This is a genomic window from Sphingomonas cynarae (assembly GCF_039537815.1).
Classification (GTDB): Bacteria; Pseudomonadota; Alphaproteobacteria; order Sphingomonadales; family Sphingomonadaceae; genus Sphingomonas; species Sphingomonas cynarae.
The window spans coordinates 160,343-173,852 of record NZ_BAABBF010000002.1 but is presented as its reverse complement, the minus strand read 5'-3'; the positions used below and the strand labels follow the sequence as shown (position 1 = coordinate 173,852).

The following is a 13,510-nucleotide window of genomic DNA, read 5'->3' as shown; positions in this document are numbered from 1 at the left end:
ATCAGAAACGCTTGGTCGCGCCGAGGAAGAAATAGCGGCCGATCACGTCGTAGTTCTGCGCGTCGAACGTGCCCTCGATATCGCCGACCTGCGGCGGTGCCTTGTTGAACAGGTTGGTCACGCCCAGCCGGAACTCGGTCGTCTCCCCCGCCTCGAACCGGGCATTCAGATCGAAGACATTGTATTTGTCCACCCCGCGCGTCGTGCTGGTCGGGCTGACCACGCGCGCCGATGCCTTCATCGCGGAGATGTAGCGCCAGCGCATTCCGAGACTGGCGCCGCCCAGCGTGTAGGTGAGCGAGGTGATCGATTTCCAGCGCGGGTGCGACGTGCCCGCCGTCGTCTCCACGCCGGTGCCGATGCTGCCGGCATAGTCGTAGGTCGGGGCGCCGGGCAGCGCCTGGATCTTGAACTGGTCGGTGTAGCTGACCGCCGCATTCAGCGCGATCTTGCCCGCGTCCGCGCCCAGCCCCAGCGAGTCGAGCCCGAACCGCCAGTCGAACTGCACGTCGATGCCGCGCACCTTGAACGTGCCGAGGTTGAGCAGCGGCTGGAGCGGATTGATCGGCACGCCGCTCGCGGTGTTGCGGGTGATGAGCGAGCAATAGTAATTGGTCGTGCTGTAATTCGGGTTGTTGCCGCCCGAATTGAAGCAGAACTGGAACGCCTGCGCGATCGACAGCGGGCCGACCGCATCGCCGATCTTGATCTGGTAGGCATCGACCGACAGCGACATGTTCTTGAACATCGCCGCCTCGATCGGCGACTGGATGACGCCGCCGACCGAATAGGTGTCCGCCGTCTCCTCCTGCAATTCCGGATTGCCGCCGGTCAGCGCGAAGACCTGCGCGGTGCCCAGCTGGTAGCTGTCGATGATCCCGGTCGGCACGCCCTGCGCCAGGCAGAGGGCGCGCACCTGCGTCGCGGCGCTGCCGCGGCGGTAGGAGGAGCGGGTGTCGCACGGATCGCCGTTGGTCGTGGTCGCCGACGCGGTGCCGATCGCGACCGAGCCGGTGGAGACGGGGGCGAACAGCTCGCCGACGCTGGGGGTGCGGATCGCGCGGTTGTAGCCGCCGCGCAGGCGCAACCCCTCGAACACCGTCCACGACGCATCCGCCTTGTAGGTGTGGACGCCGCCGACCGTGTTGTAGTGCGAATAGCGATAGCCGAGATCGAGATCGAACTGCTGGATCAGCGGGATATCGTGGAGCAGCGGCACGAGCAGTTCCGCATAGACCTCGCCCGTGTCGACCGAGCCGCTGGCCGGGCGCAGCACGCTGTAGCCGAGGATGTCGCTGGTGCCGTCGGGCTGCGCCAGCGCCGCGTCGGGCGTGAAGCCATAGCCGTTGAAGCGATAATCGGCACCCGCCGCGAACCGCACCTCGCCTGCGGGCAGGCCGAACAGTCCGCCCTGCACGTTACCCTCGACGGTGCGCTGCTTCAGCTCGTTGGAATTGACGGTGCGGCGCGAGATGTAATCGATGCATGCCTGCGACGGCGTGACGTTGCCGAACGGGTTGAAGCCGCCCGCGCACAAGTCGGTGCCGCCGGTCGGGCTGTTGAGCAGCCGCGCGGTCGCGCTGGCGCTGGCGCCGCCGGTCTGCGCGTTGACGAACTTGGCCTTGCTGACGCTGCCGTACAGGTCCCACGTCCAGTCCCTGATCCCGACCTTGCCCGACAGGCCGGTGGTGATCTGGTAGACGTCGTAATCATAGGACTGATAGCGCGGCCCGAGGATGTTCAGCGCCTTGTAGAAGGTGAACGCCCCACCCGGCGTCGGCCGCGAGGCGAGCACCTGACGGAAGGCGGCGGGGATGAACGGGTTGGTCACCGGCACGCTCAGGCCATAGACGTTCGACGCCAGCGTCGGGTTGGTGATGCCGAGCGAGCTGTAGCTGGTATAGCCGAACTGCACGAACGCCTTGATCGTGTCCGTCACGTCGTAATCGATCTTGCCGAACACGTTGTAGCGGCTGAGATTGGCCTGCAGCGAACTGCCGTTGAAACCGAAATTGACCTGCTGGCTGTTGGTGCCGCTGTTGACGATGTACGCCTCGTCGGTCTGCGGATCGCGGAAGTTGAGCACCGGCACGCCGACCCCGGAAAACAGGGTCTGGTCGGTGTTGAAGCCGATCTGCCCGGTATAGCGCCCCGCCGCGTTGCCCGGCAGCGCCGCCGTGCCGTACTGCCCCTGGAAGATCGAATTGACGACCGCCAGCGACGGCAGGTTCGCGCCGAACAGCACGGTGCCCTGCGGGATGGTCGACAGGCCCGGCGTGGTCTGGCGCGCGGTGTAATAGGACCGCTCGTTCTGGAGCGCGCGCTGCCGCTTGGTGTAATCGATCGAGATCACCGCATGGCCGCGCCCCTCGTCGAACGCGCCGCCGACCGTGCCGGTCAGGCGATAGCTGTTGCCGTCGCCATAATCGCTGACCCCGGTCTGGCCGCCGATCTCCAGCCCCTTGAAGTTGCGGCGCAGACGGAAATTGACGACGCCCGCGGTCGCATCGGAGCCATAGGTGGTCGACGCGCCGCCGGTGATGACCTCGATATTCTCGATCAGCGCATCGGGGATGATGTTGAGATCGACCGAGCCGTCGGGGTTCGACGGCTGGATGCGCCGCCCGTCGAGCAGCAGCAGCGTGCGCTTCGACCCCAGGCCCCGCAGCGAGGCATAGGCCTGTCCGCCGTTGAGCCCGGTCGAGGTGCTGCCGCCGTTCGCCGCGCCGAACGCGCCGGCGAATTGCGGCATCTGGGTCAGCGCGCTTTCCACGGTGACGCGACCGGTGTTCTGGATGGTATCCTGCGACAGCGACACGATCGGGCTGTTGGCGGCATAATCCTGCCGCGCGATCCGCGATCCGGTGATGAGGATTTCGTCGGAGGGCGGCGGCGCGCTGTCCGTCTGCGCCTCCGCGATCGCCTCGGCGGCGGCGGGGGTGGGATTTTCGGGCGTCGGCACGCCGATTTGCGCAGCGGCCTGCCCGGCGTTCAGCGCCAGCGTGGCACAGCCCGTGGCGAGCAGGGAACGGATGAGAATGCGTCGTACCATGATGTCAGCCCCCGATGGTGGCCGCTTCGTTGAGCGGCTTCATGGGGGGAGACGCGGGGGGCGGGCGCTACCTCACTCGGGATGAGAGAAAAAGTTCCGGGGGGATTTTGTCGCTGAGGGAAGTTGGGACATCAAACATTTAGCCACTCCGGCGGAGGCACTGGCGCATGACGGCGTGAAACCTGTCCTGTCGTCATTGCGAGCGTAGCGAAGCAATCCAGGGCGTCGCGAACCGGGCTCTGGATTGCTTCGCTATGCTCGCAAGGACGGGCCGGGTCGGGCCAATGTCATCACGGTCCAGTGGCGGGGTCGGACGCTATGACGCCTCGAACCCGCCCGGATGACTGCGCCCGCCGTCAGCGCGTCGCCGTCACGGCCGGGCCGTAGAGCAGGCCGTTGAACAGCAGCTTGAACGTCGCATAGGGCTGGGCGCGCTGCGTGACCTCCGGTCCCATCGCGAACAGCTTGCCGCGACCGAGATCGAGGTCGGCGACCGCGATCGTGCCCTGCAATTTCTCCTGCCCGACCGCCCAGCCGCTGCGCAGCGGCCGGGGGCTGTCGAACCATGCCACCCGCGCCCCGGCACCGTCCGCCAGGCGGAAGGGCTGGCTGTCGTCGAAGAACATGTCGACCGTCGCGGTCATGCCATAGCCCAGCGGCTGGCGCGGATCGACGCTGGCCTGCACGATCGCGCCGGGGATGTAGAAGGTCTTGTTGTCGAGCGCCGCGAGCGTGCCGTCCGCCTTCTTCGTCACCAGCGCGGGTTGCAGCGATGGCGCGAGCAGGCTGGCCAGCCGGTTGGCGCTGCCCACCGTCAGCACGGTGCCGCCGCTTTCCGCGAACGCCTTCACCGCCGGCAGGGTGGCGTCGGTCGTCACCTCGCCCAGCCAGCTGCGATAGGCGGTCGGGATCGCCTCCGGCCTGGGCAGGTCGAACCGGTAGCCGCCGGGATAGGGGCCGCCGCGCACGGTCGGCACGGTGCCGTCGGCGAACAGCAGCGCATCGTATTTCGCGTTCAGATTGCCGGCGTCCAGTTCCTGCGGATAGACGACGGTGAACGGGAATTCGAACTGTTCGAGCAGGAAACGCGTCCACCCCGCCGGCATCACGCCGCCATAACGGTCGACCAGCCCGATCCGCACCGGCTTCAGCGCCAGCGTCGCGGTGGGCGCGCGGCCTTGCGCATAGGCGTCGATCCCCAGTTCGGCGACCGAGCGGGTCAGCACGGCTTGCGCGGCGGCGGACGCGGGTATCCAGATCGCGCCGGGCGCCAGCGTGCGGCCGCCGGCCTTCGTCTCCGCCTTCACCCATGCCACCGGCACCCCGGCCTTCAGCAGGCGGTTGGTCAGGATGAAGCCGTTGTTGGTCTCGTGCCCGACCAGCCAGCCGGCGCGGCCGGAGCCGGCGATCCGGCCCGGCGGCGGTGCGATCAGGTCCGCCACCCGTTCGGTCGGCGCGGTGAAGCCCTCCAGCACGCGGTCGAACCCGACCCCCATCTGGTAGGCCAGCGTATAGCCGGTGATGTCGTAGGGCGCCTTGGGCGGGCCGCCGGGATATTCCAGATCGTGCGGGTGATCCTGCGGCTCGAACATGTCGAGCACGTGCGGGCGATAGGCCTGGCCCGTCTTCACGACATAGGACCCCGCCGGATAGCGCTTGCCGGCGACGGTGAACGCCGTCGTCGCCCGGTCGACATCGACGCCGTTCTTGATGAGGGTGTTGAGGAACGCGATCGTCGTCGGCAGGTCGCGCTGGTCGGCGGACAGGATATAGCCGCGCGGGTCGCGCTTCGCCGGGTCCTGCAACACCGTCTTGTAAAGGTCGGGGGCGACCATGCCTTCGCGGGCGCGGCTGTTGGAGCCGACGAAGCCCTCGTCCGCCTTCTTCGTCTTGCCGGCTTCCTTCAGCGCATCGACCTCGGCCGGGGTCGTCGTCCAGCTGTCGCGATTGCCGCGACGGATCGCCTGATCGCCCATCCGCCAGATGTTCATCAGCAGCCGCTCACGATTGCGCGCGGCGTAATCCATCACCGCGCGGTCGAGCGACCATTGATATTCCAGACTGTCGCGTAAGTGCCATTCGCGCGGGGAGATCGGCAGCGGCTCGTCGCTGCGCGCCAGTTGCGTGTCGGCGATCAGCGGAATCTTCTCCGGCGTCGGGCCGCCGATGATCTCGGTCAGCAGGCCGATCGAGTTGTGGAAATAGGCGATCGAGCGGACCATGCCGTTATGCCAGGTCGAATAGGGCGCGGCGCTGCGCATCCCCGCCCCCGCCTTCTCCTCGGACACCAGCCGGCTGTGCATCGCCGCGCCGACCTCCTGCAATTCGGTCATCACGATCGGATTGTAGTTGTAGTTGAACGGGTCGCGGAACGGCGGCACGAACACGACCATGCCGGCGGGGCCGGTCTGGTGCTGGTTGAACACGATCTGCGGAAACCATTCGCGGAACAGCACGCGGTTGATCGCCGCCGTCTCCGGCATCTGCGCCATGAAGCTGTCGCGGTTGTTATCGTGGCCGACATACTTTTGATACAGGCGCGGGATGGTGCGGAATTCGCGGTCCCTGGGGTCCTTGTTGCGCATGTACCAGTCGGCCACCAGTTGCAGGCCATCGGGATTGTCGTGCGCGAACAGCACGATCGTCTCGTCCAGGATGCGCATCGTTTCCGCATCGGTGCCGGTCAGCATGCGGTAGAGAACGTGGATCTGGCTCTGCGTCGTCACCGTCTCGGTCGCGTGCAGCCCGGCATCGATCCAGACGACCGCCTTGCCCTCCGCCGCCAGCGCCTTCGCCTGCGCCTCGGTCACGCCATCCGCCTTGGCGAGGCGGCGGGCGATGTCGCGGTAGCGGTCGAGCTTCGCGAGATTGGCGGGGGTGGAGACGATCGCCATCCACATCGTCCGCCCTTCCGCCGACTTGCCGATATCGACCAGCTTCATCCGGTCCGACTGCGACGCCAGTTTCTTCAGATACGCCTCATAGGCGTCGTAATTGGCGAGATAGTAATCGCTGCCCGGCTCGGTCGGGAAGCCTTGCGAGGGCGCGGTCACGCCCGCCACCGGCGGGGTGATGACCTGCGCCGGCAGCGCGCCCGCGGTCGCCAGCATCGCCGTGCCCGTCAAGAAACCGATCGTCTTCATCGCGCCATCCCCCATCATCCGTACCGGACATCGTGCCCCTGTCTGCAATGACGCGGGGGACGCGCGCAACCGCACGTCACGCCTCGAAATTATTCCGCCGGCAGCAGATCGAACGCCACCGTCAGCCGCGTCGCATCGCCCGCGAACGGTTCGGTGCCGTGCCACAGCCAGGACGGGAACAGCACCAGCTGCCCCGGCCGGGGCCGGATATGACGCAGGGGCCCCAGCGCCGGGCGGGTCGGCACGCCGGGACGACCCAGCGCCAGCCACCCCGCCGGCTCCTGCGCCACCGCATCGGGCAGATCGACATAGAAGGCGGAAGACAGCCAGCCGCGTGGATGGACATGGTCGCTGTGAAACCCGCCGGGCGTCAGCCGCACCGACCATGCCCCGGCGAAGCGGTAACCGCCGGACAGGCGCCGCCGCACCGGATCGTCGCCCGCCCCCAGCGCGCCGAGATGCGCGGCGATCGGCGCATCGAGCGCGGCGAACAGCGCGCGCAGCACCGGCACGTCAAGCCGGGCGAGATCCTCCTGCGTCTGGCTGCCGTGGCGGACCGACTGTTCCAGCGGATGCGTGCGCCAGCGGTGCCGCGCCGCCAGATCGGCGGCGAGATCGGCGAGGAAGGCGGGCAGGTCCGGCCAGCCCGGCGGGGTCGGGATCGTCGCGGCGGACACCAGGGCGGGGTCCTCGCACCAGGCGGCATGGCGCGGGTCGCCGGTCAGCCGCCACGCGGTGCAGGCCAGCGCGATCGCGCCCTGATCGTCGGGTATGGCCGCGATCAGCCGCTCGGCCAGCGCCGCCGCCTCCCCCGCGCGGCCGGCGTGGAGCAGCGCCTCGACCGCCGCCTTCGCCGCCCCGGTCGATCCGGGCGCCAGCGACAGCGCGGCGGTGGCATGGGCCAGTTGCGCGGGCGCATCGCCCTGCCGCCCGCAGGCCGCCGCCGCCATCAGCCGCAGATCGGGATCGCCGGGTCGTGCCGCCACCGCCCGCGTCAGCAGCGCCGCGGCGGCGGCGCCCTCCCCCGCCTCGGTCAGGACGGTGGCGTGGACGCGGATCAGGTCCGTCGTCGCGGGGGCCGCGGCGATCGCGGCCAGCGCGTGGCGCATGTCGGCGGTGCGCATCCAGCGCAGTTGCGCCAGATCGCGGTGCGCCACCGCATAATCCGGCCGCCGCGCGATCGCGGTCGCAAGCGCCGCTTCCGCCTCGTCGAGCCGGGCGAGCCCCTGCAACGCGCGGCCGCGCACCAGCCACGTCTCCGCCGCATCGCCGCCCTTGGCCAGCGCCCGCGCGGTCGCCGCCTCCGCGCCGGCGAAGTCGCCCAGATCGCCGAGGACGGAGGCGAGATTGTGTTCGGCCACCGCGCTGACGGGACGCGCCGCCACCCCGGCCCGTGCCCGTGCCAGCCGCTCATGGTCGGCCGTCGTCACCGCTTCCGTCCCTTGCCGCATCGATCCCCGCCCGATAGCCCATGCCCATGGATAGCCCGGCACAGCGCGACCGCAACCATCCGCGCGCCGCGCCGCGCGGTCGGCTGGTGATCGCGCTGCTGGCGGTGATCCTGCTCGGCTGGATGACCGGGCGGCTGATCCAGCGCGCCGCGCCGATCGGCCGCGATGTCGGCGGCGATCCGGCGGCACGGGCGATCCTGCGCGACCGCGACGCGCCGATGCAGGATGTGCCGGGGGCGACGCTGACGATGGTGGTCTTCACCGATTACCAATGCCCCGCCTGCCGCGCCGCGCACCCCGCGATGACCGCAGCGGTGGCCGCTGACGGGCATGTCCGCGTCGTCTGGCGCGACTGGCCGATCTTCGGCCCCCGGTCCGAACGGGCGGCGCGGGTGGCGATCGCGGCGGCGCGGCAGGGCCTCTATCCCGCCGTCCACGATGCGCTGATGACCGGGCCGGTGCCCGTGGACGATGCGGTACTGCGGGCGGCGGTGGCGCGGGCGGGCGGCGACTGGACGCGGGTGACGGCCGACCTGCGCGACCACGACGCCGCGATCACCGCGCAGCTGATCCGCCATCAGGCTGACGCCCGCCGGCTGGGCCTGCCGGGTACGCCAGCCTATCTGATCGGCCCGGTGCTGGTGACGGGCGCGATCGACGCGGCGACGTTTCGCGCGGCGTTCGCGGAGGCGCGGGGATAGGGTCGGCCCGCTACTCCTGATCCGTCATTGCGAGCGCAGCGAAGCAATCCAGCGACCACGCTCGACGCCCTGGATTGCTTCGCTACGCTCGCAATGACGGAGGGGGGTGTTGGGGGTTGGGGTCGTCACTTCCCCGGCACGGTGAAATCCAGCTTTTCGGCCGCCACGTACCGGTCCCAGTCGGCGCGGCTGCGGATGTCGCCGACGCCGCGGCTCCATGCCGCGCCGGTATAGTAGACGAAGGGCTTGCCCGGCATCACGCGCAGGATGACGAGGTGATTGTCGGCATCGTCGCGGATATCGGCGATCATCGCCGGATCGACGCGGATCGCGATCCCCATCGCGCCGTGCCCGGGATCGTCCGGCCCCCAGAACGACAGCAGCCCGCGCGCCCGGTCGACGGTCAGCTTGCCGCCATCGCCGGTCGCGCGCTTGCCGATGCCGATGCCGACCATCAGCGGCTCCTGCCGATCCGACCGCAGCGTCGACACCTGCCGCGTGAACGCGGTGCCGAGCGGCAGGGTGAAGCGCCGCGTCTCCCATACCTTGCGGCCGACATCGACCGGCCATGGCGCGTAATCCACCTCGAAATCGGCGGCGTCGGGGCCGTTCTTCAGGATGCGGTGCGCGGTGAAATTGCGCGAGGTCCACAGCTTGTTGTCATGCCAGATGCCGAGGCCCCCGGCCCCGCGCGCGCTGCCGACATTGTAGAAATCCAGCCCTTCGCCGTGGAAGGCATGCTGGTCGCCGGTGCGCAGCTGCCGGTCCATGAACGGCCACGCCACGTTCTTGCCCCACGCATCGAGGCCCGATCCCGAGGGCGGCTCGGCCGCCTCCAGCGCATGGCCGTAGATGCGATGCGCGGTGCGATCATTTTCCCACAACAGATCGTCATAGCGGTAATCGGCGAGCATCACCGTCGCGCGCGGAGTGCGTGCGGCCCCGGTGGGCGCTTGCAGCGTCTTCGTCGCCGGTGCCTGTTGTTGCTGCTGGGCCATCACGCCCGTCGCCAGCAGCGTGATGCCGGCGATCGCCATGCCATGTCGCCGCCACGATCCCGTCATCCGTGCCATTGTCGCCTTTCCTCTACTCGCCGTCCGGATCGTCGTGCCGGGATCGACCTTGCCATCGAACGATGCTAGATTCATCATACAAGAGCCGCGCCGCCATACAAGGTACGCGGGACCGGACGATGGGGGGAGAGCGCAAGTGGTGGAGCGGACGACATCGTTGACCGACGATCTGTTCGTAAAGCTGGAGGCGCGCATCCGGTCGGGCGCGATGCCCCCCGGTTCGCGCTTCCCGACCCAGAAGGACATCTGCGCGGCCGAAAGCGTCAGCCGCACCGTGGTGCGCGAGGCGGTGGCGCGGCTGGCGGCGCAGGGGCTGACCACGTCGCGCCAGGGATCGGGCGTGTTCGTCGCCGAAACCGCCGCCTATCGCGCGTTCCAGGTGACGCGCGACGAACTGAGCGAACTGGCCGACGTCATCAAGTTGCTGGAGATGCGGCTGGCGGTGGAGACGGAGATGGCCGCGCTGGCCGCCGCGCGCCGGACCACCGCCGATATCGGCCTGATCCGCGAGGCGTTGCAGGAGATGGCCGATGTCAGCCACGATCCCGCCGCCGCCGCCCGGGCCGACATCGCGTTCCATCTGGCGATCGCCCGCGCGACGCAGAACGATTATTACGTGCGGCTGATCGACTTTCTCGGCCTGCGCCTCGTGCCGCCGCGCAGCCTGTATCTGGAGGGGCAGTCGGACGCGGCACATGCCGCCTATGCCGCGCTGGTCCGGGCCGAACATGATGCCATTCTGGAGGCGATCGTGCGGATGGACCCGGAACGCGCCCGCGGCGCCGCACGCCGGCACATGCAGGAAAGCCTTAGCCGCCATACCGAATTGAGCGAAACTAGAAGGTTGCGCGAAAAGGCCGGTTGACGCCCCCGATATTGATATGACAACATTATGGCGATGCGGCGTCAGCCCGCCGAACGCCGACGGAGGATGCCCATGCAAGGACACCGGGACTCACCGGCCATCCCGGAGGCCGCCCCGGTCGATGCCACCATCGCCAGCGCCACGCGCCGGGCGGGATCGTATCGCTGGGTGATCTGCGGCCTGTTGTTCGCGGCGACCGCGATCAACTATATCGACCGCCAGATGATCGGCGTGCTGAAGCCGTCGTTGCAGGCCGATCTGGGCTGGAAGGAAAGCCAGTATGCCGACATCGTCTTCTGGTTCCAGGCCGCCTATGCAATCGGGTTCCTGACGGTCGGCCGGTTCATCGACGTGGCAGGCGCACGGGTCGGCTATGCGGTCGCCTTCACCTTCTGGACGCTGGCGCACATGGCGCACGGCTTCGTCGGCAGCATCACCCAGTTCGCGATGGTCCGCTTCGCGCTGGGCCTGGGCGAATCCGGCAATTTCCCCGCCGGACTGAAGGTAGTGAGCGACTGGTTCCCGCAGCGCGAGCGCGCCTTCGCGGTCGGGCTGTTCAACGCGGGCGCCAATGTCGGCGCGATCGTGACGCCGCTGCTCGTCCCCGCCATCGCGCTTGCCTATGGCTGGCGGATGGCGTTCATCGCGACGGGCGCGTTCAGCGTCGTCTGGCTGATCGCGTGGCTTGCCATCTATCGCCGGCCCGAGGAGCACAAGCGCGTCTCGGCGGCGGAGCTGGCGCTGATCCGCAGCGATCCGGTGGTGCCCGTGGGCGTCATCCCGTGGCGTCGGCTGTTCTCGGTGCGCGAGACCTGGGCCTATGCGATCCCCAAGTTCCTGACCGATCCGATCTGGTGGATGTTCCTGTTCTGGCTGCCCGATTTCCTCGGCAAGCGATATGGGCTGGACCTCAAGAGCTTCGGGCCGCCGCTGGTGGTGATCTACGTCATCTCCGATCTGGGCAGCGTGATCGGCGGGTGGGTATCGTCGCGGATGATGCGCGCCGGCCGCTCCGCCAACGCCGCGCGCAAGCTGACGATGCTGGGCTGCGCGTTCCTGATCCTGCCGATCGTGACGGTGCAGTATATCGACAATCTGTGGGTCGCTGTGCTGCTGATCGGGCTGGCGACCGCGGGGCATCAGGCGTTCTCCGCCAACCTGCTGACGTTGCCGTCCGACCTGTTCCCGCGCGCGGCGGTGGGATCGGTGGTCGGCATCGGCGGCACCGCCGGGGCGATCGGCGGGATGCTGATCGCCAAGTTCGTCGGCTATGTCCTCGACCTGTCGGGCAGCTATGCGCCGATCTTCGCGGTCGCGGGCGGTGCCTATTTCGTGGCGCTGGTGGCGCTGCACCTGCTCAGCCCGCGCCTGACGCCGACGCGCGCCGGGCTAGACACTTCCCTGCCGGAGACCGTGTGATGATCGTCCGTTCCCTTGCCGCCTTGGCGGCCGCGCAGTTGCTGGCGGCGCCGCTAGCCTCGCAGACGCCACCGCCCGCCCCCGTCTCCGCTGCAACCACCAGCCCGCAAGCCGCGATCGACGCGGCCACCGCGCTTGCCCGCTGGCAACTGGCGCGGATGACCGACACCGCCACCGTGTCGCGCGCGACCAGCGAGACGCGCAACCCGCGGGCCTGGGAACAGGGCGTGTTCTGGGCGGCGATGACCGTGCTGGCCGATGCCGGCGGCCGTTACCGCGTCGGGCCGGAGATCAAGCAGGCGATCCTGGCGATGGGCCGGGCCAACCGGTGGCAGCCGGGGGCCAAGCCCTATTTCGCCGACGATCACGTCATCACCCAGGCCTATCTGTGGTCCGCGCGCAACGGCGCCGGCGCGGCGGCGCTGGCCCCGGCCAAGGCGACGTTCGACCGGGTGGTGGGCGATCCGGCGGTGACGACGCTCGCCTTCGTGGTGCCCCCCGCCGGCTATGGCGCGACCGAGTGCCTGACGCGCTGGTGCTGGTGCGACGCGCTGTTCATGGCGCCGCCCGCGATGGTCGAGCTGTCGCGCCAGACCGGCGACCCCCGCTACCGCGACTTCGCCTTGCGCGAATTCTGGGCGACGACCGACTTCCTGCTCGATCCGGTCGAACAGCTCTATTACCGCGACAGCCGCTTCTTCGACCGCCGCGACGACCGGCAGCGCAAGCAGTTCTGGAGCCGGGGCAATGGCTGGGTCTTCGGCGGCATGGCCCGCATCATCCCGATGCTGCCCAAGGGCAGCGCCGACCGGGTGCGGATGGAGGCGCTGTTCGTGCGCATGGCCGACAAGCTGGCCGGATTGCAGAAGCCGGACGGCTATTGGGCGCCATCGCTGCTGGCCCCCGAGAACGCGCCGCCGGAATCGAGCGGCACCGGCTTCTACACCTATGGCATGGCATGGGGGATCAAGGCGGGCCTGCTGCCCCGCGCCCGCTACGAACCCGTCGCGCGCAAGGGCTGGGCGGCGCTGAACCGCGCGATCCAGCCCGACGGCCGGCTCGGCTGGGTGCAGCAGGTGAGCGACCGCCCGGAAAAGGTCGAGGCGGGCGATACGCAATATTACGGCGTCGGCGCGTTCCTGATGGCCGCCACCGCAATCGCCGATCTGGGCCCGGCGCGCTGACGGTCAGGCGCGGCGTTTCCCGGCCGGAGACGCCGCGTCACCGGAAGATCAGCCAGCCGATCAGCAGCATCAGCGCCATCGCGCCCCAGCCGCCATCGGTCCGCATCAGATAGGCGGTGCCGAGCACGCCGATCCCGGCCAGCGCGCCCGCCACCACCTGCCGCGCCGCGATGCGTTCCAGCACGACGAAACCGCCGACGATGTTGGCCGCCCCGTTCAGCGCGATCCACAGATAGGACGGGAACATCCCGATCGATCCCCATAGCGGCAGCTTGATCGTCGCGAAGCCGCGCATCGTCCTGGGAAACAGGTCCGCGGCCAGGTGCAGCCCGATCCCGAAGCCCAGACCGGCCGCCACCGCCCCGGTCCGCGGATCGAGCAGCGCCACGAGCAACGGCAGGATGCTGTGGAGCAGCGCGCTGCGGTGCCCCAGCCGCAGCGGCGTATCCAGATCGGGGAGCCGCGTCCCCGCCGCCGTCGCCAGCACGACGGTGGCGACGATAATCCACGGCCCGGTTCCCGCGGTGAACGCCAGGATCACCGCGAGGAGAAGGAACAGGGATGCCGCCATCCCCCGCCGTTAATCATCTGTACCCGTTATGTCCAACGAGGATGGATGCAA

At 69.1% G+C, this 13,510-nt stretch carries 9 protein-coding genes; 4 read left to right on the top strand and 5 right to left on the bottom strand.

What is annotated here, in order from left to right; all coding sequences use genetic code 11:
* Window position 1: 1 nt before the first annotated feature.
* The 3 genes from ABD719_RS04085 to ABD719_RS04075 form a co-directional block, all read right to left on the bottom strand.
* The gene (locus ABD719_RS04085) at window positions 2–3,052 is read right to left on the bottom strand and encodes a TonB-dependent receptor domain-containing protein (protein WP_344692113.1); all 3,051 of its coding nucleotides are present in this window, start codon (window positions 3,050–3,052) and stop codon (window positions 2–4) included.
* A gap of 356 nt (window positions 3,053–3,408) precedes the next feature.
* Window positions 3,409–6,195 (bottom strand): M14 family metallopeptidase, encoded by a 2,787-nt coding sequence (locus ABD719_RS04080; protein ID WP_344692112.1) that lies wholly within the window; start codon window positions 6,193–6,195, stop codon window positions 3,409–3,411.
* A gap of 89 nt (window positions 6,196–6,284) precedes the next feature.
* On the bottom strand, window positions 6,285–7,625 hold the full coding sequence (locus ABD719_RS04075) for a 2OG-Fe(II) oxygenase family protein (protein WP_344692111.1): 1,341 nt from the start codon (window positions 7,623–7,625) through the stop codon (window positions 6,285–6,287).
* Between the two features lie 47 nt (window positions 7,626–7,672).
* On the opposite strand from ABD719_RS04075, the gene ABD719_RS04070 reads away from it, so the two are divergent.
* Complete coding sequence (locus ABD719_RS04070) at window positions 7,673–8,347, top strand: DsbA family protein (protein ID WP_344692110.1); 675 nt, start codon at window positions 7,673–7,675, stop codon at window positions 8,345–8,347.
* A 125-nt stretch (window positions 8,348–8,472) separates the two neighbouring features.
* On the opposite strand, the gene ABD719_RS04065 is transcribed toward ABD719_RS04070, so the two are convergent.
* Entirely contained in the window at window positions 8,473–9,498 is a 1,026-nt protein-coding gene (locus ABD719_RS04065; protein ID WP_344692109.1) for a DUF4861 family protein, read from the bottom strand.
* A 79-nt stretch (window positions 9,499–9,577) separates the two neighbouring features.
* On the opposite strand from ABD719_RS04065, the gene ABD719_RS04060 reads away from it, so the two are divergent.
* The 3 genes from ABD719_RS04060 (at window position 9,578) to ABD719_RS04050 (ending at window position 12,888) form a co-directional block, all read left to right on the top strand.
* Window positions 9,578–10,285: a FadR/GntR family transcriptional regulator gene (locus ABD719_RS04060; RefSeq protein ID WP_344692108.1), complete on the top strand. Its 708-nt coding sequence runs from the start codon at window positions 9,578–9,580 to the stop codon at window positions 10,283–10,285.
* 72 nt (window positions 10,286–10,357) lie between these two features.
* The gene (locus tag ABD719_RS04055; RefSeq protein WP_344692107.1) at window positions 10,358–11,704 is read left to right on the top strand and encodes an MFS transporter; all 1,347 of its coding nucleotides are present in this window, start codon (window positions 10,358–10,360) and stop codon (window positions 11,702–11,704) included.
* A complete protein-coding gene (locus tag ABD719_RS04050) occupies window positions 11,704–12,888 on the top strand; it encodes a glycoside hydrolase family 88/105 protein (RefSeq protein ID WP_344692106.1) in 1,185 nt (394 codons plus the stop codon). Before ABD719_RS04055 ends, ABD719_RS04050 begins: the two co-directional genes overlap by 1 nt.
* A 37-nt stretch (window positions 12,889–12,925) precedes the next feature.
* Here the strand turns inward: ABD719_RS04050 and ABD719_RS04045 are convergent, their stop codons facing one another.
* The gene (locus ABD719_RS04045; RefSeq protein WP_344692105.1) at window positions 12,926–13,459 is read right to left on the bottom strand and encodes a hypothetical protein; all 534 of its coding nucleotides are present in this window, start codon (window positions 13,457–13,459) and stop codon (window positions 12,926–12,928) included.
* Window positions 13,460–13,510: the final 51 nt, after the last annotated feature.